The sequence below is a fragment of the Neorhizobium sp. BT27B genome (genome assembly GCF_050455485.1).
Taxonomy (GTDB): Bacteria; Pseudomonadota; Alphaproteobacteria; order Rhizobiales; family Rhizobiaceae; genus Neorhizobium.
Window position 1 is genome coordinate 105,000 of record NZ_JBCIYT010000015.1, and the last position, 26,872, is coordinate 131,871.

The 26,872-nt window shown below is 59.1% G+C and carries 23 protein-coding genes and 1 pseudogene; 11 read left to right on the plus strand and 13 right to left on the minus strand.

All coding sequences use genetic code 11. The features are described from left to right. Positions 1–47 precede the first annotated feature (47 nt). Genes AAIH70_RS27505 through AAIH70_RS27520 form a run of 4 tightly spaced genes read right to left on the minus strand, consistent with a single transcriptional unit; the run spans position 48 to position 4,245 of the window. A complete protein-coding gene (locus AAIH70_RS27505) occupies positions 48–911 on the minus strand; it encodes an NmrA family NAD(P)-binding protein (protein ID WP_430037041.1) in 864 nt (287 codons plus the stop codon). Continuing rightward, entirely contained in the window at positions 908–1,945 is a 1,038-nt protein-coding gene (locus AAIH70_RS27510; protein WP_430037044.1) for an ABC transporter substrate-binding protein, read from the minus strand. Before AAIH70_RS27510 ends, AAIH70_RS27505 begins: the two co-directional genes overlap by 4 nt. 9 nt (positions 1,946–1,954) lie before the next feature. After that, positions 1,955–3,190 (minus strand): acyl-CoA dehydrogenase family protein, encoded by a 1,236-nt coding sequence (locus AAIH70_RS27515; protein ID WP_430037047.1) that lies wholly within the window; start codon positions 3,188–3,190, stop codon positions 1,955–1,957. Further along, complete coding sequence (locus AAIH70_RS27520) at positions 3,187–4,245, minus strand: ABC transporter substrate-binding protein (RefSeq protein WP_430037050.1); 1,059 nt, start codon at positions 4,243–4,245, stop codon at positions 3,187–3,189. Before AAIH70_RS27520 ends, AAIH70_RS27515 begins: the two co-directional genes overlap by 4 nt. 280 nt (positions 4,246–4,525) lie before the next feature. Here AAIH70_RS27520 and AAIH70_RS27525 point away from each other — a divergent pair, with 280 nt between their 5' ends. The 7 genes from AAIH70_RS27525 (at position 4,526) to AAIH70_RS27555 (ending at position 12,536) form a co-directional block, all read left to right on the plus strand. Continuing rightward, the gene (locus tag AAIH70_RS27525; RefSeq protein ID WP_430037053.1) at positions 4,526–5,512 is read left to right on the plus strand and encodes an ABC transporter permease; all 987 of its coding nucleotides are present in this window, start codon (positions 4,526–4,528) and stop codon (positions 5,510–5,512) included. After that, the gene (locus AAIH70_RS27530) at positions 5,512–6,510 is read left to right on the plus strand and encodes an ABC transporter permease (RefSeq protein WP_430037057.1); all 999 of its coding nucleotides are present in this window, start codon (positions 5,512–5,514) and stop codon (positions 6,508–6,510) included. The genes AAIH70_RS27525 and AAIH70_RS27530 overlap by 1 nt, the downstream gene beginning before the upstream one ends. A gap of 2 nt (positions 6,511–6,512) precedes the next feature. Next, positions 6,513–7,511, plus strand: coding sequence for an ABC transporter ATP-binding protein (locus AAIH70_RS27535; RefSeq protein ID WP_430037060.1), 999 nt, complete (start codon positions 6,513–6,515; stop codon positions 7,509–7,511). Beyond that, positions 7,489–8,433 carry an ABC transporter ATP-binding protein gene (locus AAIH70_RS27540; RefSeq protein WP_430037063.1) on the plus strand — a complete coding sequence of 315 codons (945 nt, stop codon included), beginning with the start codon at positions 7,489–7,491 and terminating at the stop codon, positions 8,431–8,433. Before AAIH70_RS27535 ends, AAIH70_RS27540 begins: the two co-directional genes overlap by 23 nt. 21 nt (positions 8,434–8,454) lie before the next feature. Beyond that, entirely contained in the window at positions 8,455–9,516 is a 1,062-nt protein-coding gene (locus AAIH70_RS27545) for an aldo/keto reductase (RefSeq protein WP_430037066.1), read from the plus strand. Positions 9,517–9,645: 129 nt separating this feature from the next. Then, positions 9,646–11,262, plus strand: coding sequence for an ABC transporter substrate-binding protein (locus tag AAIH70_RS27550; protein ID WP_430037069.1), 1,617 nt, complete (start codon positions 9,646–9,648; stop codon positions 11,260–11,262). Positions 11,263–11,315: 53 nt separating this feature from the next. After that, positions 11,316–12,536, plus strand: a complete 1,221-nt coding sequence (locus tag AAIH70_RS27555) for an acyl-CoA dehydrogenase family protein (protein WP_430037137.1) — start codon at positions 11,316–11,318, stop codon at positions 12,534–12,536. A 60-nt stretch (positions 12,537–12,596) separates the two neighbouring features. Here AAIH70_RS27555 and AAIH70_RS27560 read toward each other — a convergent pair whose 3' ends face one another. Together AAIH70_RS27560 and AAIH70_RS27565 are read right to left on the minus strand one after the other, a co-directional pair. Beyond that, on the minus strand, positions 12,597–14,189 hold the full coding sequence (locus AAIH70_RS27560; RefSeq protein ID WP_430037072.1) for an ABC transporter substrate-binding protein: 1,593 nt from the start codon (positions 14,187–14,189) through the stop codon (positions 12,597–12,599). Positions 14,190–14,226: 37 nt separating this feature from the next. Then, complete coding sequence (locus AAIH70_RS27565) at positions 14,227–15,429, minus strand: M20 aminoacylase family protein (protein WP_430037074.1); 1,203 nt, start codon at positions 15,427–15,429, stop codon at positions 14,227–14,229. A 486-nt stretch (positions 15,430–15,915) separates the two neighbouring features. On the opposite strand from AAIH70_RS27565, the gene AAIH70_RS27570 reads away from it, so the two are divergent. Next, on the plus strand, positions 15,916–16,101 hold the full coding sequence (locus AAIH70_RS27570) for a hypothetical protein (RefSeq protein ID WP_430037077.1): 186 nt from the start codon (positions 15,916–15,918) through the stop codon (positions 16,099–16,101). 320 nt (positions 16,102–16,421) lie between these two features. On the opposite strand, the gene AAIH70_RS27575 is transcribed toward AAIH70_RS27570, so the two are convergent. Genes AAIH70_RS27575 through AAIH70_RS27595 form a run of 5 tightly spaced genes read right to left on the minus strand, consistent with a single transcriptional unit; the run spans position 16,422 to position 21,652 of the window. Beyond that, positions 16,422–17,933, minus strand: coding sequence for an FAD/NAD(P)-binding protein (locus AAIH70_RS27575; RefSeq protein WP_430037080.1), 1,512 nt, complete (start codon positions 17,931–17,933; stop codon positions 16,422–16,424). After that, complete coding sequence (locus AAIH70_RS27580) at positions 17,930–19,006, minus strand: LLM class flavin-dependent oxidoreductase (protein ID WP_430037083.1); 1,077 nt, start codon at positions 19,004–19,006, stop codon at positions 17,930–17,932. The genes AAIH70_RS27575 and AAIH70_RS27580 overlap by 4 nt, the downstream gene beginning before the upstream one ends. A gap of 53 nt (positions 19,007–19,059) precedes the next feature. Continuing rightward, positions 19,060–19,794: an ABC transporter ATP-binding protein gene (locus AAIH70_RS27585; protein WP_430037086.1), complete on the minus strand. Its 735-nt coding sequence runs from the start codon at positions 19,792–19,794 to the stop codon at positions 19,060–19,062. After that, a complete protein-coding gene (locus AAIH70_RS27590; protein ID WP_430037089.1) occupies positions 19,791–20,660 on the minus strand; it encodes an ABC transporter permease in 870 nt (289 codons plus the stop codon). The genes AAIH70_RS27585 and AAIH70_RS27590 overlap by 4 nt, the downstream gene beginning before the upstream one ends. Beyond that, on the minus strand, positions 20,657–21,652 hold the full coding sequence (locus AAIH70_RS27595) for an aliphatic sulfonate ABC transporter substrate-binding protein (RefSeq protein WP_430037092.1): 996 nt from the start codon (positions 21,650–21,652) through the stop codon (positions 20,657–20,659). Before AAIH70_RS27595 ends, AAIH70_RS27590 begins: the two co-directional genes overlap by 4 nt. 405 nt (positions 21,653–22,057) lie before the next feature. Here AAIH70_RS27595 and AAIH70_RS27600 point away from each other — a divergent pair, with 405 nt between their 5' ends. Continuing rightward, positions 22,058–22,504 carry an RrF2 family transcriptional regulator gene (locus tag AAIH70_RS27600; protein WP_430037095.1) on the plus strand — a complete coding sequence of 149 codons (447 nt, stop codon included), beginning with the start codon at positions 22,058–22,060 and terminating at the stop codon, positions 22,502–22,504. Positions 22,505–22,753: 249 nt separating this feature from the next. Further along, a pseudogene (locus AAIH70_RS27605) lies at positions 22,754–23,251 on the plus strand (HpcH/HpaI aldolase family protein); the annotation flags it as partial. A 60-nt stretch (positions 23,252–23,311) separates the two neighbouring features. On the opposite strand, the gene AAIH70_RS27610 reads toward AAIH70_RS27605, so the two are convergent. Further along, positions 23,312–23,488, minus strand: a complete 177-nt coding sequence (locus tag AAIH70_RS27610) for a hypothetical protein (RefSeq protein ID WP_430037098.1) — start codon at positions 23,486–23,488, stop codon at positions 23,312–23,314. 83 nt (positions 23,489–23,571) lie between these two features. Continuing rightward, positions 23,572–25,872, minus strand: coding sequence for a putative bifunctional diguanylate cyclase/phosphodiesterase (locus AAIH70_RS27615; RefSeq protein WP_430037101.1), 2,301 nt, complete (start codon positions 25,870–25,872; stop codon positions 23,572–23,574). A 149-nt stretch (positions 25,873–26,021) separates the two neighbouring features. On the opposite strand from AAIH70_RS27615, the gene AAIH70_RS27620 reads away from it, so the two are divergent. After that, entirely contained in the window at positions 26,022–26,819 is a 798-nt protein-coding gene (locus tag AAIH70_RS27620) for a transporter substrate-binding domain-containing protein (protein WP_430037104.1), read from the plus strand. The last annotated feature ends 53 nt before the right edge of the window (positions 26,820–26,872 follow it).

Genomic DNA, 26,872 nt, shown 5'->3' on the forward strand with positions numbered 1-26,872 from the left:
AGATCGATTGCCGGCACCGTTTTCTGGCGGCAGCAGTGTTAAGCGGCCTATCCTTCCGCAAGGGCGGCGTCGGTAACTGTTTCCGAGATGAAGTTTTCGACGCTGCGCGGGGAGTGGCCCAGAAGATCGGATATGGTCGGGGTAGTGTAGGCGGCCCGGCCTTCTGCGATGAGTGCCGCGAATTCGCCGATGGCGCGATGTTCGAAATCGGAAGACGCAGAAAACGCTGGAGGCGGCGTGATCGGCACTGGCCGGCCGATCCTTTCGGACAGGAGAGCGGCGATCCGATGTGGTGTCACGCTGGCTGGACCGCTGAGATCAAGCACCGGTCCTGACACGGTTTCGGCCGAGAGTTGCTGCGCAGCAAGATCGGCGATGTCGCGCGCATCGATATAGCCGATACCGGCATCCGCATTGGCAGCCAGGATCGGCTGATGCGCCAGAACACGCCGGATCGTGTTGGCGAGCGACACCTGCATCCAGGCATTCGGACGAAGCGACACCGACGGGATGGCAAGGCTTTGCAGATGGGTTTCGATGGCCGCATGGGCGTCGCCCGAGATGGAACGTCCACCGGTGCCGATTGTCCAGTTGGATCCCGAAATTTTCACGATCCGTTTGACACCGGCAGCGACGGCACGGTCTGCCACGGCAATCTGCTGGCTGGCCAGCTCTGCGCTGATCGGCGACAGAAGCAGCAAGTGTTCGACGCCGCAAAGCGCCTTCTCGAGCGCGTCCGTGTTTTCGAATGCACCGGCCGCCATTTGCACCCGCTGACCGAAAAGCGCTTTAGCGACTTCGGGCCGTCGCGCGTAAACCCGCACTGGCTGGCCGCGAGCCAATAACCTTTCGACGATCAGCCTGCCCAGCCTGCCGGTGGCGCCGGTCACAAGAATGGGTGCCGCCGTCATGCTGCCGACCTGCCGGCCACCGCCTCAAGGGGGCGGACATCAATCCAGCCCGACACGTCGAATTCCTGGGCGATAAAGCCCCACTCGCGTAGAAAACGCTGGAAATGTGCGAAGGCGGTGATCTGCTCTTCTTCGAGCGCGAGCTTCAGGTTGCGGTGCACGTCCGGCCCGTTGGCGGCCCGGATCGCATCCTCACCGACGCCGATCTCATTGGCGATGAAGCGAACCGTATCGCCCGGATTGGCTTCTGCCCAGTCAGCAACCCTGCCGACAGTCGAGACGAGCGCCACCACGAGATCGAAATGCTCGTCAAGAAACCGGGCGTCGACCGTCAGTGGTCTCGGTGTTCCATTGTTGATGCGGATTCTGGCGTCGGGATGGAAGCCGAATTCGGACACGATCACGGCACCGATCTGGTTGGCCAGCACGAGGCCCTCCGCACCCTTCACGAAAAACGCGTTAATCTCGCCGGCTGCCAGCGCCAGCAGTTCGCGCCCATAGGGGTAACGCCGTTTCAGTCCGTGCAGGGATGATTGGCCGCGCTCTCCAAGCAGGCTGGTTTGCGTCGTATCGAGATAGTGCAGGTCCACATCGCTGGCGGAAAGATCGGCCAGAGACAGCGCGGAAACAATGCCCTTTAATGCTGTCGCGCGCTGAAAGTCGATCACAGCCTCGGAATCGCGAGGCACCCCGATGCGGCGTCCCTTGAGATCGCTTGCGGTTTTGATGCCGGTGCCCGGAAAGGTGATGACAGCCTGGAATTCATCGGTCGTGGTAATGCCGACAACCCGTGTCTCGCGGCCTCCGGCGCGCGCCCAGATGGGCGGGATATTGCCGCCCTGACGAAACGAAAAATCGAGCGCGTGGGTGAAATGGCTTTGGCGCACGGCAGGGTCAGGATTGTCTCGGATCGACGCCACCTCGATGCCGGAGGCGGCAAACCGTTGGTCGATCCAGCCGAGCTGATAGGCAATCGACAAGGGTGTCGGGGCGGGGCAGCGCGTGTACCAGATGGATGTGGGCGCGGTGGGCATGCGGGCCTCCTAGCTGGCTTTGACGACGGTAAGGCGAGGGGCTTCCTCATTCTTGCGAGGGTGCGGCACACTTGCAGCAGCACCAAGCTGCGCCACCGCCTGACGGGCTAGCATGGTGCGCAACAGGTTGTTCTGCGGTGCATGCACGCGTCCCGCCAGCGCGTCGCGATGGTGGCGCTCGAGCGGATTGTCGCGGCTGATGCCGGGATTGCCGCCGAGATCGAGTGCCAGCATCGTCACCGTCACGGCGTTTTCGATAACGATATGTTTGACGACTGCCGCATCGGGTCCGAACGGCCGGTCGGCATCGAAATCCTCGGCAATCGAGCGGAGCAGCCGCTGGTTGGTGGCGAGCAGCACCTCGATCTGGCCAAGACCATCGAGAATGCGCGGCACGGTGGCAAGCGGTGCCCCGAGGCTCGCCGGCACGCGACTGGTGACGAAATCCAGCAGCCAATCGCGCGCAGCTCTTGCCGCACCGTCATAGACGGCCGGAACCAGCGTGAAATACCAGGCGCCAAGCTTCGGATCCCGCTTCAGACCTTCGCTTGCCGGGGCAAGATCGATGACGTCTTCCAGCGGCACGGCAACGTCCTTCAGGATGATGTCATCGCTGCCGGTGGCGCGCATGCCGGTGGCGTTCCAGGTCTTTTCGACGGTGATGCCGGCGGCATCGGTTGGCACGAGAAACGAGCCGAGCCGCGGTTCGGCTTCATCAGTGACCGCAAGAACCGACACCCAGCGCAGCAAGGGTATGCCGGTCGCATAATTCTTGTGGCCGCTGATCTGCCATTCATTGCCAACCTTGCGGGCCACCGTTTCGGGCGGTGCTCCATGCGATGGCGACCCTACGCGCGGCTCGACCTGCGCGGCGTTCAGAAGCGCGACACCCTCACGGTTGGCCTGCGTGACGCGCTTGACGAGGTGCTCCGGCCAGCTGCCGGATGCGCGAATGGCGTAATGCTGATTGTAGTGCATGGAAAGAACCAGCGCGGTTGACGGATCACCACGGGCGATTGCCGAGATCACGCCGAGTGCGTCCGTCAACCCGCCGCCAAGCCCGCCATGCTCCGGCGCCGTGACGAGGCCAAGAAGGCCCACCGCATGCAGCGCGTCAAAATTGGCGAAGGGAAAGTCGCCCGAGCGGTCGTGTGCGCCAGCAGTTTCGGCAAACGTTCGGCCGAGCGCGGCGGCCTTCTGCACGGCAGAGGCCCGTTCCTCGGAATGATGGAGAGAAGCAGTCATGACCCGGTCCTCACGCCACGGCGGGCGGTATCGATGCGTACCCAGGCGCGGCGATCGACCCACTGATCCACATCGAAATCACTGGCCAGAAAGCCCCATTCGAACAGAAAATCCTTGTAGTGACCGATAGCCTCGATCAATTCAGGTTCCAGTCCGATGCCGAGATGGCGGTGCAGGTCCGGGCCATTCGCCGCCGCGACAACCTCTTCGGAAGCGCCGACTTCGCGGGCCACGAAACGGCGCACCTCGTCAGGGTGTTCTTCCGCCCAGCGTCCCGCCTCGTGCAACGTCTCAATCAGCGTCGCGACCAGATCCGGCCGGTCTTCCGCCAGCCGTTCGTCCACCGTCAGGATGCGTGGGGAGCCGGAATTGATCCTGATTTTCGGATCGGGATGAAAGCCGAATTCGCTGACCGTGTGGGTGGCGAAAAGATTGGCGACGTTGATGCCGGGCGTGCCCTTCACATAGATCGCATCGACCTCGCCCTTGAGAAGGGCAGCGATCTCCGGGCCGTATGCCAGCCGGTTGCGCAGTCCGTAAAGCTGCGGCCCTTCGCGGCCATCGAGAACGGAATCGGCAAGCGGGATATCGACGATCTCGACATCCTTGTGTGACAGTCCCTCGAGCGAGAGCGCCGAAACCAGTCCCTTGAGGGCGGTGGCCGCCATGAAATCGACAATGCCGGGCGGTCGTCTGGCAATGCCGAAACGGCGGCCGACGAGATCGCGCGTGGTGCGTATGCCGGAACCTGGCAGGGTGATGATCGCCTGAAACTCGTCCGTCCAGGTAATGCCGACCAGCCGTGTCGGGTTGCCTTCGGAGCGGGCGCGAATTGGCGGAACATTGCCGCCATGGCGGAAGGAATAAGCCAGATGATGATCGAAATGGCTGGAGCGGACGGCGCGGTCCTTGCTGTCGATAATGGAATTCAGCGTGACGCCCTGCCTGGCGAAAGCACCCTGCAGCAGGCCCAACTGGGTCGCCAGACCCACCGGCGTCGGCACCGGACAGCGGGTGTACCAGATCTCGGAAATGGCGTTTCGTTCAGGCGTCATTGAATTCTCCCGGGAATGGATATGGCGGAATTGCATTTCGCGGCGGGCCTGCCCTGCGCAATGAAACTTGCCTTGTTCTTCGGCATTTTGAGTATCCAGTGCTCATTATCGGCAGAAAAGAAGAAATTTTGAAACGTTCATTTCTAAAAACGTTCATTCGTGAGTTTTGTTTGCTAATTGATGTTTGACAAAGCCTATAGATTTAGTCAACTATCAAAATCACAGTGCGATTGATCGACACCATTCGCCCCGATCGTTCCAATCCAGACAGGCGGAGTTCATGCCGGCACTCTTGCGAATAGGGCGCACCCTGCGACGAACATTGCTGCAGGCCATCCCGACCATTCTCGGAATCGTTATTCTGAACTTTTTTCTCCTCCAGCTTGCGCCGGGCGATGCCGCCGACGTGCTGGCCGGGGAGGCGGGATCGGCAACCGAAGAAAGCATGGCGGCCATTCGCTCGCGCTTCGGGTTGGATAATCCGGTTCTCGTGCAGCTGGGCGATTATCTCAACAATCTCGCCCATTTCAGCCTCGGCTTTTCACCGCGTTACGGCATGCCGGTCGCCGAACTGATCGGCCAGCGCCTGCCGGGCACCTTGACCCTGATGGTCGTGGCGCTCGGCATCGCCATCATCCTCGGCGTCATACTCGGTTCGGTCATGGCAGCCTTTGCCGGTCGTATTCCCGATCGACTTCTGTCCGTGTTTTCTCTGCTGTTCTATTCGATCCCGAGCTTCTGGATCGGCCTGATGCTGATCGTGCTGTTTTCGGTGAAGCTCGGCTGGCTGCCAAGCGGCGGGTCCGGCACGATCGGCTCGCGTTTAATCGGTTTTCCCGCCCTGATCGACAAGGCACGCTACATGGTGCTGCCGGCAACCTCGCTGGCGCTGTTTTATGTGGCGATTTATGCGCGGCTGACGCGTGCCGCCATGCTGGAAGTGAAAAACCAGGATTTCGTGCGCACCGCCTACGCCAAGGGGCTGACGACCTTCGGCGTGACGGCGCGACACATCCTGCGCAATGCGCTGATCCCGATCACCACCATGGCCGGCATGCATATCGGCGGCATTCTCGGCGGGGCTGTCGTCGTCGAGACGGTTTATAGCTGGCCGGGGCTTGGCCGGCTTGCCTTCGAAGCGGTGATGGGGCGCGATTTTACCGTCCTGCTCGGCATCCTGCTTCTCTCCTCCCTTCTCGTCATTTTCGCAAATGCCGTCGTGGACCTTCTGCACGCCTGGCTCGACCCCCGGATTGGAGCGCATTGATGTCCACCACCGATATCGAGGTTTTTGGCCGCGTCGCCGCGCAAAAGGCGGCGGCAACCGACAGCAAGGTAGGGCCGCCAACGGCGGAAAAGGATGCCTGGTCCAACATGAAGGCGCCGGATGCACGCGCCCAGGCCAATGCCACGGTTTCCGTCACCAACGGCCGGCGTGCACTGAAAGTGTTTCTATCCAACCCGAATGCTCTGGTCGGCAGCGCCTTTCTGGCCTTGGTCGTCGCCATCGCATTCCTGGCGCCATTCATCTATCCGGACGATCCGCTCTCCATGGTCGCCAGACCGTTTCTCTGGCCGGGCCAGAACCCGGACTATCCGCTCGGAACCGATTCCCTCGGCCGTGATGTCATGGCAGGCATTCTGCACGGCTCGCGCATTTCACTGTTCGTCGGACTTGCGGCGACCGCGCTGGGGCTGACATTCGGGGTGCTGATCGGCGCACTTGCAGGCTATTTCGGCGGCTGGGTCGATGACGTTCTGGTCCGCATCATCGAGATCTTTCAGACCCTGCCGAATTTCGTGCTGCTGGTCGTGCTGGTAGCGATCGCCCAGCCGTCAGCCACCACCGTCACACTGGCCATCGCGATTATCTCCTGGCCGACGGTTGCACGGCTCACGCGTGCAGAGTTCCGCGCCATTCGCGAAAAGGATTTCGTGGTCGCCGCCCGCAGCCTCGGTTTCGGCCATGCCCGCATCATCTGTCGCGAGATCCTGCCCAACGCGCTTCCACCGATCATCGTCACCTCTTCGGTCATGGTTGCGGGCGCGATCCTGATGGAATCGGCGCTGTCCTTCATGGGGCTTGGCGATCCCAATGTCGTCAGCTGGGGTTCGATGATCGGCACCGGCCGTGAACTGGTGCGCACCGCCTGGTATCTGACAGCGCTGCCGGGCCTTGCCATCGTCTTTACCGTTCTTGCCCTCAACCTTATCGGTGACGGCCTGAACGATGCTCTCAATCCCCGCTTTTCTCAGGATCGATAGCCATGGCGCCGCTTCTCACGGTCAAAAACCTCACTATCGCCTTTCCGCGCGCGACGCCTGTGCATAACCTCTCCTTCGAGGTCGAACAGGGGCAGACGCTGGCAATTGTCGGCGAATCCGGGTCGGGGAAATCGCTGACCGCACTTGCCCTGATGCAGCTTTTGCCGCGCTCGGCTACTACGCCGACTGGTCAGATATTGTTCAACGGAACCGATCTCGTGCGTCTCGATCGCCGGGAAATGCGCCATCGCCGCGGCCGCGATATAGCGATGATCTTTCAGGAGCCGATGACAAGTCTCAACCCGGTCATGACCATCGGCAAGCAGATTGCCGAAGTGCTGAAGGTTCACGAGAAGATTTCCAGCCGGCAGGCGCGTCAGCGCGCCATCGATCTGTTGAAACTCGTGCGTATTCCGGCGGCGGAAAAACGTGTCGATGAATATCCGCATCAATTGTCGGGCGGCATGCGCCAACGCGTGATGATCGCCATCGCGGTGGCCTGCAAGCCAAAGCTGCTGATTGCCGACGAACCGACTACGGCGCTCGATGTCACCATTCAGGCGCAGGTTCTCGATCTTCTCGACACGCTGCGGCGCGAGTTGCAGATGGCCGTCGTGCTGATCACCCATGATCTCGGTGTCGTGTCGCAATGGGCCGACAAGGTCGTCGTCATGTATGCCGGCCGCAAGGTCGAGCAGGCGCTGCCCGACGATCTCTTCAACGCGCCTTTGCACCCCTATACGCAAGGTCTTCTAGCCGCATCGCCGCGCCTGAAAAGCGATTTCCATTATCGCGATGGCGCGCTCACCGAAATTCCGGGGTCGATCGTTTCTGCGACCGGGGAGAAGGGCTGTCCCTTCCGGCCGCGATGTCCGCAGGCGCGGGCTGCCTGCGGTTATCAGGTTCCGCCGCTGACCGTTCCCGCTCCCGATCGCCTCGTTGCCTGCCCCTTCACCTTGCCCGTAAAGGCCGTACCCCATGCCGCTCTTGTCAGTCACTGACCTCAAAACCCACTATAAGACCGCGGATGGCCTGCTGCGTGCCGTCGATGGCGTCGATCTTGTCGTAGAACGTGGCGAAACGGTCGGACTGGTCGGTGAAAGCGGATGCGGAAAATCCACCCTCGGCAAGACGTTGCTGCGGCTGGTCGATCCGACCTCCGGCCGCATCGAATTCGGCGCCGAGGATATCACCACCCTTGGCCCCCGGCAGATGCAGCGCGTGCGCCGTTCGGTGCAGATGATCTTTCAGGATCCGTTCGCATCCCTCAATCCGCGCCAGACGATCGGCGAAATTCTTGAGGCGCCGCTTGTCGTCCACAAGGTCGGCGACCGCAAGAAACGCCGAGAGACCATTGCCGAGATCGTCGCCAAGGTCGGCCTGCCGGCCGATGCCGTCAATCGGTATCCGCACGAGTTTTCCGGCGGGCAGCGCCAGCGCATCGGCATTGCCCGCGCGCTGCTGCTCAATCCCGAACTGATCGTCTGCGACGAACCAGTGTCTGCGCTCGACCTCTCCATCCAGGCGCAGATCCTCAATCTTCTGGTGGCGATGAAGAAGGAGTTCGGCCTTTCCTACCTGTTCATCAGCCACGACTTGTCCGTCGTCCGGTATTTTGCCGACCGGGTCATGGTCATGTATCTAGGCCGGATCGTCGAAAGCGCTGACAATGCGACGCTGTGGTCCGACGCCCGCCACCCCTATACGCGTGCGCTGATGGATGCCGTGCCCGATCCATCGCGTCCGCGTCAGGCCGCACCGCTCGGCGGCGATCTGCCGAGCCCCAGCGACATCCCATCTGGTTGCCGTTTTCATACCCGCTGTCCGATCGCGACGGATCTCTGTCGCGCCGAAGAACCCGAATTTCGCAGGATCGCGCAGGGCCATGACGTGGCCTGCCATTTTGCCGACCGCATCAACTGAAAGTCCAAGGAGAGAAAGACCATGGTCGAATACCGTTATCTGGGCCGCAGCGCCCTCAAGGTGTCACCGCTGACACTGGGCGCGATGATGTTCGGAAACCAGACGCCCGACGATGTCGCCTTCCGCATCATCGACAAGGCACACGAACAGGGCATCAATTTCATCGATACCGCCGACGTCTATCACGACGGAAAATCCGAACAGGTGGTTGGTCGCGGCATCAAGAAGAACCGTGACGACTGGGTGGTGGCTACGAAATTCGTCAATTCCCGCGCCCAGCGGCCGAACAACGGCGGCTATTCGCGCAAGTGGATCTACCAGACCGTCGAAAACTCGCTGCGCAATCTCGATACGGATTATATCGATATCCTGTATTTCCATCGCGCCGTGTTCGATGCGCCGCTCGATGAGGCGGTGCGGGCTATTGCCGACCTCATCAAGGAAGGCAAGCTGCGCTACTTTGGCGTCTCGAACTTCCGCGGATGGCGCATTGCCGAGGTCGCCCATCTGGCCGACCAGTTCGGCATCGATCGGCCGGTTGCCAGCCAGCCGCTCTACAATATCGTCAACCGCACGGCAGAAGCCGAACAGCTGCCGGCAGCGGCAGCCTACGGTCTGGGTGTTGTTTCCTACAGCCCGCTGGCACGCGGCGTGCTGACCGGCAAGTACAATGTCGGCGAAGCTCCGTCTGCCGACACCCGCGCCGGCCGTGGTGACAAGCGCATGCACGACGTCGAATTCCGCGAGGAGTCGATTGCGATCGCCAAGCAGATTGCCGCCCATGCGGAGGCCAAGGGCATTGCGCCTGCCTATTTCGCACTCGCCTGGGTGCTGAACAACCGCCTTATCACGTCTGCCATCGGCGGCCCGCGCACCGAAGAACAGTGGGACGGTTATCTGCGCGCGCTCAACATCGGGATTGATGCGGAAGACGAGGCGCTTGTCGACCGGCTGGTGGCGACCGGCCATCCTTCGACGCCGGGCTTTACCGATCCGGGTCATCCGGTCGAGGGCAGGGTGCCACGTTCAGTGGCGGCGTCGGCGGAAATTATTCCGCTTTCCCGCACGCAGCGCGTCGCCTGAGCCACGGCTTCATTGAACAGACTTTGTTGGTCCGGCCACGTGCCGGGCCGGCATCTTGGAGGCAAGCCGGCTTTGGGAAAGCGGCAGATCAAACACGCGGCTCGCTGACGAGCCTGCAGGGGGATATCGATGACCACCTATGCCACCCGGGCGCTTTCGCCCACACGACGCGCGTTCCTGTTGTCTTCTGCCGCACTGGTGGCGGCCACATCGCTGCCGTCCACGCCGTTTGCCGCAGAGGAAACCCCGCGCGGCGGTAGCGTCGCCATCAATATTGGCACGGAGCCACCGGTTCTGGTGCTCATCGCGCATAGCGCGGGGGCTGCTTATTACATCAGCAGCAAATCGACCGAGAGCCTTCTTACCTATGACGCTGATTTCAATCCGAAACCGCTGCTCGCCACGGAATGGAAGGTCAGCGAAGACGGGTTGCGTTACTGGTTCAAGCTGCGCCAAGGGGTGCGCTGGCATGACGGCAAGGATTTCACCGCCGAAGACGTCGCTTTCTCGATCATCGCGCTGAAGGAAAACCATCCACGCGGCCGCGCTACCTTCGCCTCGGTACAGAAGGCCAATGTTCTGGGGCTACACGAGGTAGAACTGATCCTGTCGAAGCCGGCCCCCTATCTGCTTTCGGCCTTCGCAAGTTTCGAATCCCCGATCGTGCCAAAACATCTCTATGAAGGCACCAAGATCGCCGAGAACCCGCACAATGTCGCGCCGGTCGGCACCGGCCCTTACAAATTTGTCGAATGGGTGCGCGGCAGCCACGCGCTGTTCGAGCGCAATGAAGACTATTGGGGCGCACCAAAACCGCATCTCGACCAGATCATCTTCCGCTTCATCATCGATCCTGCGGCCGCCGTTGCCGCCATTGAGGCGGGCGAGGTTCAGGTCTCGACCGCCAACCTGCCACTCACCGATCTGGAACGGTTGAAGGCAAACCCCAATCTCGTCGTCGATACGGCACCGGCGCCCTATTCGCCGAGCATTGCCCGTGCCGAGTTCAACCTCGAAAACAAGTATCTCGCGGACATCCGCGTCCGCCATGCGATCGCGCATGCCATCGACAAGGATTTTATCGTCGATACGATCTATCTCGGGTATGCGACACGGCTGGATGGTCCGGTCAGCCCGGATCTGGCAAAATTCTATTATCCCGACGTACCAAAATATGCTTTCGATCCGGCCAAGGCGAACACGCTTCTGGATGAGGCCGGTTATGCCCGTGGGGCCGACGGTTTCCGCTTCAAGCTGTTCATCGATCCAACCCAGCCGTCCGGCCCGCCCAAGCAGACCGCGGAATATTTTGCGCAGGCGCTCTCCAAAGTAGGCATCAAGGTGGAACTGCGCACGCAGGATTTCGCCACCTTCGTAAAACGCATTTTCACCGACCGCGATTTCGATATTGCCATCGAAGGCATGAGCAATCTTTACGATCCGACCGTCGGCATCCAGCGGCTTTACTGGTCGAAGAACTTCAAGCCGGGCGTGCCTTTCACCAACGGCTCGAAATACTCAAACCCGGACGTCGACCGTCTGCTGGAAACGGCGGCCGTCGAGATCGATCCGAAAAAGCGCCTCGAACTGTTCAACGAATTCCAGACGCTGGTGGTGAAGGATCTGCCGACGCTCGACATCGTCACGCCCGCATCGGTCACCGTCTATGACAAACGGGTGAAAAACCTGAAGGTCGGGGTCGAGCACCTGTGGTCCAACGGCGCCGACATCTATCTCGAACCGTAGGATCAGCATGATGAAAAACCAACTGATATTGCGGGGAGGGCAGAGATTTGAGCCTGATAAGATTGAAAACTGAAGCAGAGCGGCCGGATCGCGCCGAACTGATCGCCCGTATTCCGGCTTTTGTGGCGGAAGTGAAAAAAGGCGCGGTGGAGCGCGAGATTAATCGCGAACTGCCTTTCGAAGCCTTTCACCTGTTCCGGGAACTCGGGCTTGGTGCGTTGCGCGTGCCGGTCTCACTCGGCGGGCCCGGCGGGACGGTTTCCGACTATATCGAACTGATCGCAGCGATCGGATCGGCAGATTCCAATGTCGCTCATGCTCTGCGATCGCATTTCAACTATGTGGAAAACACCATCCTCAGTGGTCCAGACGCGCGGGATTCCGGCGCAATCGACCATATTCTGGCGGGCAGGCTGTTTGGCGGCGCCCATACGGAACAGAATACCGCTCGGCCGGGAGAGGTGACAACGACGATTGTTCGTGATGGTGAAAGTTACCGTCTCAATGGACGCAAATGGTATGCGACAGGCACCGCCTTTTCCGACTTCGCCTCTTTCAGCGCTTTGGATGAGGAGGGGCAGATCGTCAGGGCGCTGCTGCCTGTGGATAGGGCCGGCATCCGCATTCTCGATGACTGGGACGGGATGGGGCAGCGGCTGACGGCAAGCGGCGGCGTGCTTCTGGAAAATGTCGAGGTGTTTTCGCACGAATTTGCCCACCGTGGGCTGGATGGCCAGGTCGGGCGGCATTGTTCCACCTTGCGGCAGTTGCATCTGGCAGCGAGCGCCGCCGGATCCGTGCGAAACGTGCTTGCCGATGGTCTCGATTATGTACGCAATCAGGCGCGCTCCGCTGCACATAGTGCCGCGGAAACCGCCAATCAGGATCCGTTCGTGCAGCAGGTCGTCGGAGAGATCGCGGCCAATTCCTTTGCCATCGATGCCGTCGTCGCGGCCGCCGCAGCAGCACTGGATCGCACCGTTGCGGCATTCGGTGCCGGCAATTCCTCCGCAATCGAGGAGTCGTTGCTGGAAAGTTCGATGGCGACGGCCCGAACGCAGCTTCTGCTCGGACAACTTGGTCCGCGTAGCGCAGAGCGGCTGTTCGAGTTGGGTGGTGGTTCGGCGACAGCGCGCCACAGAAACCTCGATCGTCACTGGCGCAATATCCGCACCGTGCTCAGCCATAATCCGCTGAACCACAAGGCCCGCGTCGTTGGCGATTATCTCTTGAACGGTACGACGACCCACCTGCTCGAAGGCCGGGTTTTCTAACCGGCTGTCGCCGTAACCGTTTGAGGAGGGCCGGTTTTCACCGGCCCTTTTTGCATGATGTCACTGATCGAGCCACGCCTGTGCAAAGTCGCTCGATCCAACGTCGATGGTTGTCACGACATTTTTGGCGGCTGCCGACCGGGTTATGACGGTGGGTAGTGCGATCACGGCAAAATTCGGCAGGTCGGCGCCGGCGATCAACTGGATTTTCTTGAACAGTTCACCTCGTTTTTCGTCATCTTGCTCGACCGCAGCGGCCCGGAAAAGATCATCCACCAGTGGGTTGTTGTAATGCGCGGCGTTAACGTAGGGCGCAATATTCTTGATGCCGTCCGACCAGTACAGGCGCTGAACGCCGGTCGTTGGATCGAACAGCCGGCTGATGCCGTTGAGGTTCAGGTCGAAGCCGCGCTCGGTGTAGACGCGTTTGATATAGGTGGCGAGATCGCCATCCAGAACCTCCACCTTCACGCCGACCTTGGCGAAGGCAGAGCGGAAATATTCTGCCGTTTTACGGAATGCGTCTCCGGGCATGAACGCAAGCTTCAGGCTGAAACGGAACCCGTCGCCCTTCTTTTCATATCCCGCCTTGTCCAGCAGTTCGGCCGCCTTGTTCTGGTCGAACGGGTATTGGAATGGCGCTTCATCGTTGTAATTTGTAAACACCGCCGGAATGGTAGAGCCCGCCGCCTTGGCGGTGCCGAAATAGATGGCATCGATGATGAATTGTCGGTCGATGGCATGCGCCAGGGCATGGCGCACCTCGGCTTTGGCAAGGATGGGGTTTTCGAGATTGAATTCGAACACCTGAGCGTTGTTGAGATAGGCATCCGTATAGGTATCCACCGCGATCTGTGGATTCTGTTTCAGCCGTTCGACATCGACCAGCGATGCGTCCGTCGTCAGATGAGCTTCGCCGGTTTCGATCGCGATGGTGGCCGACGCTGCGTCCCCGACGAAACGCGCGACGACGCTGTCGAGATGAGGCAGGCCCTTTTGCCAGTAATCCGGATTGCGGGAGAGCGACACATGGCTGCCGCGTGCCCATTCCTCGAATTTGAACGGGCCTGTTCCGATCGGGTTGTTGCCATTGCGGCTCGCAGCAAAATCCTCGGTCGGATAGGTATGGGCGGCAAGGATGGGCGTTTCGCCACCGGTAAGCGCGCGCAACAGGAATGGCGTCGGTTTCGACAGGACCACAATTGCGGTGTTGGCATCCGGTGTTTCGACCTCGGTAACGTTCTGGAAAGTGATGCGGCCGCGTGGCCCGGCCTTTTTGAAAGCCAGCAGCGAGAAACGGACGTCGGCGGACGTGAAATCCTTGCCGTCATGCCATTTGACGCCGCGGCGCAGGTTGAACGTATAACGCAGTCCGTCCTGCGAAATCGTCCAGGATTCCGCCAGCACCGGACGCGGCTTGAACGTGTCGTCGAAACTGACGAGACCCTCGAGGATTTTTGTGGAAATGGCACGTGTTCGCGTGTTGGAATCCAGCAACGGCACCAGTGTCGTCGGTTCGCCGACAGCGATAGTGGTCAGCACACCGCCGGTTTTTGGCGTCGCGGCGGATTGCGCCGATGCCTGCCCGAGGGGAAGAAGGCTGGCACCGAAAGCCGCCGAGAGTTGCAAGGCCTGTCGTCTTGAAAAGCGCATGTCGTTACCTCTGTAGAATGGATCGGGAGAGAATTGGTCAGGCTGCCTTCAGGCGGCTTTCCACGAGACGGGCAAACAGCGTTGCGCCGACCGGAAGAATGTCGTCATCGACGATGAAGCCCGGATTGTGGGCAGGCACAGTGCCGGTATGGCCAAGCGTGAAGAAAGCGCCGGGCGCGTGCTGCAGGAAATCGGCAAAATCCTCGCTGCCCATCGCGCGTTTGGGTGCAGTGGAAACCTGATCCTGGCCAAGAACCTTGCGGCCGATGTCTGCGACGATTTCGACGTGATCCGCATGGTTGGTCAGGACCGAAAAGATGTCACGGATATCGATGTCGGCGGTCAGATCATGGGCGGCCGCAATGTTCTGCGCGATCGTCGTCAAGCGTTTGCGGATGAGTTTGCGCACGTCATCGGAGAAGGCACGGATCGTTCCTCCGACGCTTGCCGTTTCCGGAATGACATTATAGGCGGAGCCGCCGGCGATCTGGGTGACGGACAGCACAGCTGGCTCCGTCGGCGGGACGTTGCGGCTGACAATGGTCTGCAAAGCTTGCACCAGTTCGGTGATAGCCGGGATCGGATCGTGCGCCACATCCGGATGTGCTCCATGCGCGCCCTTGCCGCGGAATGTCACGTCGAAGAAATCGGCTCCGGCCAGAACGGACCCGGCGCTGACATGCAGGTGGTTCGGCGGTGACTGCGTGGAATTGTGCAGGCCGTATATTTCGTCCACCGGAAAGCGCTCGAACAATCCGTCGGCGATCATGGCGCGGGCGCCGCCGAGACCTTCTTCGGCCGGCTGGAAGATGAAGGTGACGGTGCCGCCGAAATTGCGCGTTTCAGCCAGATAACGGGCGGTGCCAAGAAGGATGGTCGTGTGCACATCATGGCCGCATCCGTGAAAACGGCCGGGATGAACGGAAGCAAATGGCAAGCCGGTTTCTTCCGGCATCGGCAGTGCATCCATGTCGGCGCGCAAGCCGATGGACCGATTGCCGGGAAACCGCCCTTGCAGCCTGCCGACCACACCGGTCTTGCCGATGTTGCGATGGACCTCGATACCCCAGGACGCAAGTTTATCGGCGACGATACCGGACGTTCGGACTTCTTCGAACCCGATTTCAGGATGCGCGTGCAGGTCGTGCCGGATAGCTGTCAGTTCGGGATGATAACTTTTGATGAGGTCGGGAATGGCCGGATGGATAGTGTTATTATGTGTGGTCGTTGAGATCGTCATGCATGAAACTCGCAGGCAAGAGCGCTCGCACGAGCCGGGATACCTCTGTTGAGAAATGTTCCGGCAACGTCATCGCTGGGTTAGAGAGGCGTCACGAGGCAATCAGATCAGACGTACGAAAGCGCGCCCGGCATCCGTGACGGGTTGATAATAAGAGACCGAACGAGCAATAAGCTACAAATATTATATACTATTTACATACTGAAGAGGAACGTTATTGCGGCAAGGTCGCCGTCGGGCGAACAGTCGACCTTGATCGTCAATCAGCGCTGACGCCGCTCGGAAAAACGATAGTGTTGATTGGTTGATTGTTGCGTCGTGGAAGGAATAGCCCAATATCGATTGGACAAATATTTCAGATAACGCGAACTACGAGGACTGTTTTCTCATTTCATGATTGAAATTTAGTATATAGAAATTGTGTACTAAATTGACTGATGCCTTGATTTGCCGCAAACTCCACGGAGATCAACCGGAGAGCGGACAATGACCAGCAGCGCCTTTTCCATATTTGGATTCGACCTTTTTGGCCTCGCCCGGCGCACATCCGGCCAACGCGCAGACAGTTCAAAGATTGTTGAGAAACCGCAGTCACACACGGAAAAAGCCGAGCGTGAAGTTTATGAAGTTCACCCGGAAATTTTTCTCTGGGGCATGTATCCCGTCTACTGAGGGCGATCCATGATCAAGGCGTTCGCTTCCCTTGCATTTGGTTCCTCACATCCATCCCGGCAGCACATCAAATTGGATGTGCTCAGCCTATGGGCAGGGCGTTGCGCCGTGGCAGCCTCTATTTCGTTCGTTGCCGGATTTACGTTGCTGATCTAGGCTATTTACATAGGACGATCGGCTAAATTGCAGATCTCCATTGTTTTCTGGATTGCTCGCCAACGTTCTCACGTTTGTGAGAAACGTCACCGTCGCTTCAGCAAGATGATGGAATAGGGGCCTGAATGATGCCCTCGGCCAATGGCCTTTTCCCAATGATCAGGTTACCCGTTTATCGACCTCGAGGAAGAGGCATCAGGGAGGACGGCATCGAGTTTCTCCGCCAGTACCTGGGCCAGCGCCTGAGCTTGCCCTCGCAATTCGGTCAGTGAACTGGACTCCCAGGCGACGCCGCGCAAAGGGTGGCCGATGGCGAAAAAATCGCCATGCGCAATTCCAGCGTGATCAAGCACATGCCCATTCAGTGTCGCATCTATGCCGAAACCGGTGTCGTGGCGCGTGACGAGACGGCTCTTGAGAAGGTGCTCGACAAGCGGTGACCTAATCCGGCCCCAGTCATGCTCCTGATGGCCGCGAGCGTCGACGATACCGTCGACACTGATCGTGATGCAATCGGCTTTGCCACGAGGTCGTAACACGACTTCGATCTGCGGATCGCCGGGCGAAGCAGATACCAGCCGCGCTGCCTGTGCCTTGAACCTGCCCGCTCGTATCGCCCGCTCGACGGCCGCATAGGATGGCGGAGCGGCTCGATGTGCCGAGACGTCCCACAAGGAGCGCAGGTGGCGCGTGAACCGCAACCGCTCGGTAATCGTCGCGCTCTGCCACAGGGGAAGAATGAAGGGCCGCAGGCTGAACGGAATAACTTGCCAGTCACGCCCCTCCGCCATGAGTGTTCGGCGTGCCCTGATTACCAGTGCCAGCAATTCGCGGGTCGTACGCGGCATCATGTCGGGATCGATAATCTGCATGGCTTCGCTGGATGGACGCACGGGTTCGATCAAGTGCCCGCGGCGCGATATGATCCTGTAGCGGCCGGCAAAGCCCCGCGCTTCGAGGCTCGCGACCGTGTCGACCATGCTCAGGCTCGCACCGACGATGAGTATCTCTCGCGCCTTGCTCAGGTGATCGAGCGTTTCGGCATTCCATGGCGTTGCGAGGCGCGGGTCGCTCGCAAGCGATACAAGGGCAGGATCGGGACCAATGGGAAACACGCCCGTTGCCAGTACCACGAGATCGGCATGCAGCCGGCGACCGTCGGCAAATTCGGCCACCAGACCACCGCCGCCTTGCCGGTTGAGGCGGATAACCTGGGTTTGCCAATGTTCGAGAACAACGGTATCGCCCGCGGTCCCGATCGATTGCTTGAGTACTTCCTCGACATATTGTCCGAACACGCCACGCGGTATGAACAGACCATGTGCACCATCGTGCGGAGGATCGATGTTGTTTCGCGCAGCATTGCGCTCGACCCAGTCGGCAAGGTGTCCCAGGTTCTCGGGATGAATGGAAAAATTGCCGGCCGGGCCATTCATCAACTGCGCGGTGTCAGTGCTGCTGTAGGCCTGTCCATGACCGAGAGAGCGTCGCGGTTCAGCGATGACGACCCGCAGCAATCGCTTTCGACGCTCAAGCAGACGTATAGCCAACGCGGCGCCCGAATAACCGCCGCCGATGATAAGAACCACCGGGGCTTTGTGTTCATCTTCACCGAGTCTGGGCGGCATGGCGGAAGGCTTGCCAGAAATGTCCTTCTGTAGCGCCGCGGTCGTCATGCCTGCTCGCGCAGCAAGGGCAGGAGTTGATCGCCCTGCCGGGAAAGTTCACGCAGATATGGCGTGTCGGAAAGCACGAAATGCGTGATGCCCAAATCGCGGTAGCGTTTCAACGAACGCGCCACATCTGCAGGCGAGCCCACCAGCCACGTGGTGCCGGCGCCACCACCCCCAAACTTGCCCGGCGCGGTATAAAGGTTTTCGTCCAGCACATCCCCCTGGTTCTGGAGATCATACAGGCGTTGTTGGCCCACCGCCTTCGGGCGACGCTCGTCGACCCAGTCGTTTTTGCCGGCTTTCGCCATTTCTGCCACTTTGGCTTCCGCCTCTGCCCAAGCCTGCTCGGTGGTGTCGCGCACGAAAGTGGTGATGCGCAGGCCGAACTCCAGTGGTGGCAGGTCACGGTCCTGGTTTTTGCTCAATTGTTTGAGACGGTCGATGCGCGCGGCGATGCCCTCCAGCGGCTCACCCCAGAAAAGCTGGATATCGGCCTCGCTTGCCGACACGCGCTCTGCCGCGGCGGAGGCTCCGCCGAAATAGAGCTTTGGGGTCGGCCGGTCCGGCCTTGCGGCAATCCTTGGTGTCACCGTGGAGTTGTCGAGCCAATAATGCTGGCCCTTGAAAGTCACGTTGTCCTCACTCCACAGCCGGCGGATCAACCGCATGAACTCCTGGGTTCTGCCGTAACGTTCCGCTTGGTCCCCTTCCTGGTCGCCATAAGCGGCAATGCTATCTTGGCCGGAAACGATATTGATGCGTACGCGCCCACCGGACAGATGATCGAGCGTGGCGATGGAGGCGGCGAGATTGGCTGGCTTCCAATAGCCTGGCCGGATGGCAATCAGCGGTTCGAATGTCTTGGTCCTCGCCGCCAGCGCTGTGGCGACAGTAAATGTGTCCGGCCGCCCCCAGCCGGCGCCGAGTAAGGCGCCCTTCCATCCATGCTCTTCAAGAGCCTTGGCGTGACTTGTCAGCGTGTCGAGGCTGTTATGATCATCGCGGACTGGTTCGCCACGATGGCCGGCGACAACCTGATTGGGGATGTACCAGAGAAATTCTGATTGCTGGGTCATTGTGCATCTAATCTTTTGGATGAAAGGGGAGGAGCGGACAAAAGGTCGTCCGCTTAAATGACGTGGGCTGCCTGCAATGCCGTCAGCACGTCGCTCTTGAGTTCGGCCAGCCGCGCGGCGCGACGATCGCGGGGACGGGCAACATCGACGGAAAGATCATGCTGGATGCCACCGTCGCCGGCCCCCATCATGTAGATGCGATCACCGAGATACAGAGCCTCGTCGATGTCATGCGTAACCAGCAGGAATGAGATGCCCCGTTGTTCCACCAGCCTGAGAACGAGGTCCTGCAGTTTCATCCGAGTGAAGGCATCGACGGCACTGAACGGTTCGTCAAGCAGCAGAATGCGTGGTTCCGTGTAGAGCGCACGGGCGATGGCTACACGCTGTGCCATGCCACCTGAAAGCGCTTTCGGCAGTGTCGAGGCGTGGCCGGTCAATCCGACATCGGCGATGAGGCCGGCAACACGTGTGGAATCGAATTTCGTGCCGTCCGCAAAACCGATATTCTGTGCGACGGTCAACCACGGCATCAATCGGGGTTCCTGAAACACGAATGCGACCGGTGGCGTCGTTGACGTTGTTCCGTGCTGGCCCGCCCTGACGGATACGCTGCCGGAAAACCGTTTATCGAGACCGGCTGCGATCCTGAGGAGTGTGCTCTTGCCGCAACCGCTCGGCCCGAGCAGAACGGCCGCCTCGCCATTGTCCAGGCTCAACTTGATGTCATGCAGGACGACCGTGCTGCCGAAAGCTTTTTCGCGTACGTCTATGTCCAGGAGGCTCATGCCGGCCGTCCTCCGATCGAGGTCGAATAGCTGTCACGCCATGACAGACAACGGTCCTCGACCAGTTTGAACAGGCTGTCTGAGATCTTTCCGAGTATCGCGAGACAGATGATGGCAATAAGCACGAGATCTGGTCGAGACAGTTCACGACCATCCGACAACATGTAGCCAATGCCTTCGGAGGCAGCGAGCAGTTCTGCGGCGACAACACTCAACCATGCGAGCGACAGGCCGTAACGCAGACCGGTGAAGAGATGCGGAAGGGATGCCGGAATGAGGATGCGCCAGACGAGCACCGGCAAAGGCTGGCGGTACATTTCGCCAACTTCCACCAGTTTTCGGTCGACATTGCGGATGCCGGAAAACAGGCTGAGGTAAACCGGAAAAAACGCACTCTTTGCGATCAGCACGATTTTCGAGGTTTCACCAATGCCGAACCAGATCATCAGGAGCGGCACCCAGGCGAGGCTCGGAACAGCCCGCAGAGCCTGGAAACTCGGCTCCAAATAACGTTCTGCCGAATACCACAGACCGACAACCGAGCCGACGACAATGGCGAGAAGCGAACCGACAGTGAAACCGATCAGCACCCGCGACGCGCTGGCCGCAATATTTGTCCAGAGCGGTCCTTCGGCCAGATAAAGAAACGTTTCGTAAAGATCGGACGGTGGAGGCAGAACATAGGGACTGACCCAACCCATGCGGACGAACAGTTCGAGAAGAAACAAGGAGCCGACCGGAATGATGGCGCCGCGCAGATCGATGGATGTTATCCTCGCGCCGAACCGGGAGACTATTCCCGGCGGTCGCGACTTGGTTGTTTCGGCCTGTGTCTCGCCCCTGAACTCATGGGTCGAGATCGTCATGCGCCAAGCACTTTTTTGGCTGGTGCCGGGTCAAGCAACTGGCCAAGTACGTCATCGACATTGGTGCCGGGCCGCAGGACTTCGGGTCCGAGAAGTGGTGTTGCCGTCTTGATCGATGCAAGCAGTTCTTCCCCGGGGACAGGATCGGTCCAATCGCGCCGCTCGACGGTCAGCTTCGTGACCTGCGGGTCGCCACCGGCTTGCTCCGTAACGAAAGCGATGAATTCCTCCTTGTTTTCGCGTATCCATTTCTGGGTTTGCACCCAGACACCCAGCACGCGTTCAACCGCCTGCGGGTGTTTGCCGAGGAACTCTTCCGAAACGCTGAAAACGCTGCCTTCGCGCCAGCTACGGTCGTTGAAGATTGCTCGGTCACCGGCAATTTCGGCCTGAGCCGTCTGCGGATCGATCCCCACCCAGGCATCGACCTGCCCCTGCCGCAGGGCTGCAAAGCCTTCCGGGTGTTGGAGATTGACGACCTTGAGGTCATTGATGGTCAGATCTGACTTGGCAAGCGCGCGCACCAGCGTGAAATAGGGTGCAGTACCCTTGGTCACGGCAATCGTCTTGCCTTTCAGATCCGCCACGGACTGCAACGGCGAATCTTGTTTAACCTGGATGATCGATGAACCGCCCCAGCTCGCCACATAAATCACCTTCAAAGGCACGCCATTGGCCCGCGACAGGAAGGCGGAGAGGGCCGCAGAACCCGCAAAATCCGTCGAGCCGACCTTGAGGAATTCAAGGGAATTATTGCTGCCGCGAGACTGCACCCAAGTGATTTTGGTACCGACGTCGTTGAACGCTTCCTCAAGCCAGCCTTTATTCTTGATCAAAAGCGTGTGAGATGAATAGAAGCCCCAGTCGAGCCTCAGCTCTTTCGGAAAATCAGTCGAGGACTGCGCGAAGGCTGCGTTGGCCCCAAGTGGCGATGCGAGGATCGCTCCCGCTCCAAGCTTGAGAGCGTTGCGTCGAGAGAGCTTCGGGTTCATTTTAGGCGCCTATGTCTATGGATTTAGTAGATATAGGATACTAGACAAAACCTCCCACTATGGTCCCGGAACGGCATGCTATAATTCGAGCCTTGCGGGGAAAATTATGTTGAGTGGACGGCGTTCAATAGGGTAACGCCGGGAGACCTTGATTGGCCGCGACACGTTTGCCGAAACCTGTCTTTGGCAAATGACCATCGACTTGATGTGCGCGTTATCGGTCGCGAAAACCCTACGAAAAAATCGAACCTCTTGCGGCCTTCCGCAGACGCGAGAGGACAAGGACGCAACACGCTGTGCGAGCGTAGATCATGGCTTCGCGTTAACTTTGGTTGAACCGTCTCCGGCCTTGGTGTATCCGACGAGCCACAGCCTGCCGACACAATGACGGATACGTTGACCTCGATGCTGACAAAAAAAGGCAAATACGGGCTTAAGGCGCTGATTCACCTGGCGCAAATCGAACCCGGGAAAACGGCATTCATTAGCGACATCGCTGAACAGAACAATATCTCCAAGAAATTTCTCGACGCTATTCTGCTGGAGTTGCGCAAAGGCGGGATTTTGCGATCGAAAAAGGGGCCAGGCGGTGGCTACGCATTGTCCAGGCCAGCATCGGAGATTTCCATCGGCCAAGCGGTCCGTATTCTCGATGGGCCGCTGGCGCCGATCCGGTGCGCCAGCAAAAATGCATTCGAATCCTGTGACGACTGCGACCATCCTGACCAGTGTCAGGTTCGGCATGCGATGACACAAGTCAGGGACGCCATTTCCGCGGTGCTGGACACAATGACGCTGGAGCAGATGGTCGCCAACCGCTCCGCGGGTTTAGTCGACAAGATGACGCAATAACGGCAACACCTAAGAGCGGCAGCCGAACGCGACGTTGGACTCCGGCAGGTCTTCATTGAATCTGATGGCATCATCGTCCGGTGTCTGCAACCTGACCAGTCATTATCACCTGCACATTGTCGCCTCAACGAAGCGCACGCCCAGCATGTCCCAGACATCCAAAGCGCAAATCACGCTCCAGTCGATGAATGGCACCAGTCTAATTTTACTAGCGGCCAACGCGTCGGCGAATGATCGCTTACGCCGCCTGCCGCCATTGTGCGTCCTCAGTCGCACGAACGGCCGTTGATCATCCGCTATCTGAACGCGGGCGCCGACGGAATCATGGTGCCGATGATCAGCAACGCCGACGAGGCACGCGCGGTCGTGGATGCTGTCCGTTACGCCATTCCGGCGGACTACGAAAAGCGTCTGGTGATCGCCATGATCGAGACAGTCGATGCTATCGACGAGATCGTGAAGGTAGAGGGTATCGATGTGTTCTTCATCGGCCCGGGTGACCTGTCGCAGGACATGGGCTACCCGCCGGCTCCGCCATTCGGCGATCCGCGTCCGGATGTCGTCATGGGCAAGGTTGCAGTTGCGGTCGACAAGATTCGCGCTGCCGGAAAGATCCCCGGAACACTCGCCACGCTCGACGAGATCCCGCATTGGCGAGCCAAGGGTGTACAGTTCTTCTACGTCCATTCGGACCCGTTCCTGCGTCGTGGTCTCGCCGCTGTCAAAAGCGCGCTGGCCCGAGGCTGAGACCATGCTCTCCAGCCTATTCGATCTGTCCGATTGCCATGCATTCGCGACCGGACCGTCTCAAGGCATCGGTCCCGCCGCGCGTGAGCTTAGATAACGTTCACGCTCGATATCGCGGGTGCCCTGAGAACGCACACATATGTAAACATAACGCGCATCGCCTTGTTCCGGCTCGTTGATGAGAGTCGGTTCAACGAACGGATCGAAATAAGCCAACTGAGGTTTCTTGATGATCATTGGTCATGGATTGTCACTTTCATTCATCGGCAATCAAACGGAGGTGCGGGCAGACCTTACTTTATGTTGACGTAAGTGGTGGATCAGCTTGCACTGGACCGCAAAGCGTGTTGCGGACAATCAGAATCGCCAATCATCAAATCGTCAGCGGCGACAGGCCGTGAGAACAGATAACCCTGCAAATCGGTGCAGCCGATGGCGATAAGAAAATCCCGTTGTCCTTGTGTCTCCACACCCTCCGCCGTCGTTTCCATGCCGAGGTTGCGGGCAAGGCTCGTGACCGCCGCAGCGATAGCTGCGCCATTGCTCTGCGTATCAAGGAGCCGCACAAAAGAGCGGTCGATCTTGATGCGGTCTATGCCGAAATGGATGAGATGGCTCAACGACGAATATCCCGTGCCGAAATCATCAAGCGCAATCTTTATCCCTGCGTTTCGCAGTCGCCCCAAAATTTCCTTGACCTGCTGCGGATTGTCTACCAGCGCCGTTTCGGTAAGCTCCAATTCAAGACAGGATGAAGGAAAGCCAGTTCTCTGCAATGTGGTCAGCACTCTGTCGGCGAAGCCGTCATGCCGCAGCTGCATTGGAGAGATATTCACGGCGATTGTTTTATCACGAAGTCTCGTCAATCCGATCCAGCACGCCTGCTCTAGAATGTAGTCGCCCAGCGGGGCTATCAGGCCTGTGCTTTCGGCAAGCGGTATAAACTTGTCCGGCGATAGCAGGCCAAGCCGCGGGTGACGCCAACGAACAAGCGCTTCAGCGCCGGTAACATGGTGCTCCTCACCAGCCCGATGGATCGTCTGAAAATGGACTTCGAGGGCGGAATGGTACGACGCGTCTGCAATGCGACCGGACAGGGAGGCAGCCTCGATCTGTTCAAGCTCTGTCCGCAATTCGTCGATCAGTCGCTCACGCTCACGCTGCCCCGTCTCGATCTCGGCGTCATAGACGACATGGCGGCCGCGTCCTTTTGCCTTTGCCTGATAGACGGCGACATCGGCCCGGCGAAGAAGTTCCTCTGGCAGGCAATCATGATGGGTGCTGAACGCAATGCCTATCGAGCAGCCAATATGCGCTGTCACCTCTCCCTGCCTCAGCGCGAAGGGTCGATCAATTGCCGAGACTATAGATTCGAAAATACCGATCTGTGCGGCGAGCTCGTATCGACGCACAGGAAGCAGGATTGCAAACTCGTCGCCGCCCAGTCGTGCAAGAGTTCCGCGTCCGCCGAGAACCTCGTTCATGCGTTCTGCGGCCTTGATGATCAACTCATCGCCGGCGGCGTGACCAAAGGAGTCATTGACGGCCTTGAAGCGATCGAGGTCGACGAAACCGACGACAATGCTGGCATCTGACAATGTCGATGCGAAACATTCTTTGAGCCGCCTGCTGAAAAGGTCGCGGTTCGGAAGGTGCGTAAGGACGTCCTGCAGGGCGAGTTCCCTGGCGTGCTGCTCGCTACGATGCAGCTCCTTCCAGCTCCGGTTAAGGCGCAGCACCAGAAGCCAGAAAAGTCCGCCAATCACTGCGATGGCAGCGCAGAGGTATGGCGTGAGCCTCTCAATGACCTTGGAACCGGGAAGGTCCGGAGACCAGATGATCACACCTATCGGATCACCATTTGCGCTCGCTTCCACCTGGAAGGCAACCTCCCCATCTTCAGCATCGGTAGTTCGAGCGTACCGTGCGCCCTTGAGACCCATTTCGCGGCTAAGATCGTCAAGGATCGTTCCGTCCAGAAAGCGAAACCCGATAAGATAATGGGGGGCTTGCGGCGTTGGCATCGCCCCCGGTTCGCCTCTTTCGCCGTCGAAGATGACCGATGATATGGCGACGATGGATGCCCGACCTTCCAGGCGCAACATCTCGGCGCTGATCGATGGAGATAGTTCTCCACGCATCGCTGCCTGATATCGTCCGTCGCGCACCTTGCTGAAAAGATTGGCGAGGAGGGGCCTTACCCATTGGTAGCGGCGAGCGGTAGCAGGATCGCCATCAAACAGCAGCTTTCCATCGTCGTCGACAAGGAGCAGCTGTTCGAAATCAAACACCTCTGTAACGGTTTCGCCAAACACCTGCGCCTCTCGGCGGTCGGCTCGGGCGCCGTCAGATGTATTGTCCGGAAGAAGAGAGGCATAGCCCGCAGCGACCATCGCCACGTCTCTGGCCATCTGATTGACTTGATCCGCGAGCTTGGCTGTGACCAGCGCCTTCTGGCGTTCGAGGGCCGCTATATCGCTCTCTGCGCCAGCCCAAATGGTTGCCAGCACGGCCAGCAAGGTTGCGGCAATGCCGATGGTAACTATTGGAACAAAGATTAAGCGAGAGTTCCTGCGGCGAAAAAAGCTCTTTGTTATTGCGCCGGTGAGATGTTCAAGCACTTCCGCCCCCATATTTTGGGACAGAATTCAGCAAAAAGATTGCTAAACGCTTATAAAGGCGAATTTAAATTGCAATTCTCTCAATAACATAAATTAACATCTGTGTGGCTGAATGACTGCGCCACAACGGGGTGGGCTGGGGACGAACGATGTATATCAGAGGCAAGTGGACGAGCCTATTATTACGTTTCGCAATGGCGCTTTCGGCATTGGGATCTCTCGGTACCGCAACATCCCACGGGGAAGAGGCTTCGGTCACAGTTGCCGTCGAAGGTATTTTTCCTCCATTCAACTACAGGGATTCCAACAATGTACTTCAGGGGTTTGATATTGATATCGCAAACGCGATCTGCACTGCAGCCCAGCTGAAATGTGAGTTTGTCGTTCAGGACTGGGATGGCATGATCCCCAATCTCCTGGCCGGCAAATACGACACGATTATATCGTCGATGTCCATGAGCGCGGAGCGAAAGGAAAGGGTCAGATTCACTGCCCGTTACTATGACAGCCCTTCGGTATTTGTCGTTCAAAAAGCCTCTCCGCTGAAACGGATGCAGGCTGACGAACTGTTGGGCAAAAAGCTCGGTGTCACGTTCTCGACTGCCCAGGCCAGCTTCGCCGACGATCGCTACAGCAATATCGAGCGTGTCGTTTATCCTTCCTCGCCCGATCTCTACAAGGCGCTGGAAGCCGAGGAGGTCGATGTGATCCTTGAAGACAAGCTCGCGATCTATGATTGGCTGACGAACACCAAGGCCGGAAGCTGCTGCGAGTTTCGTGGTGATGACGTGAAAGACCCTAAATATTTCGGAGAAGGCGCAGGCATAGCTGTGCGACCGGATGACGCCGCACTTCTCCAGCGATTGGACCAGGCGCTTGCGAAAATCCAGGACGATGGGACCTATGACGGGATCAATGCGAAGTATTTTCCGTTCAGTATCCGCTAGGACTGCGCGCCTTCATCGTCGACGTGGCAATCTCAATGGGTAACCGTTCCCAG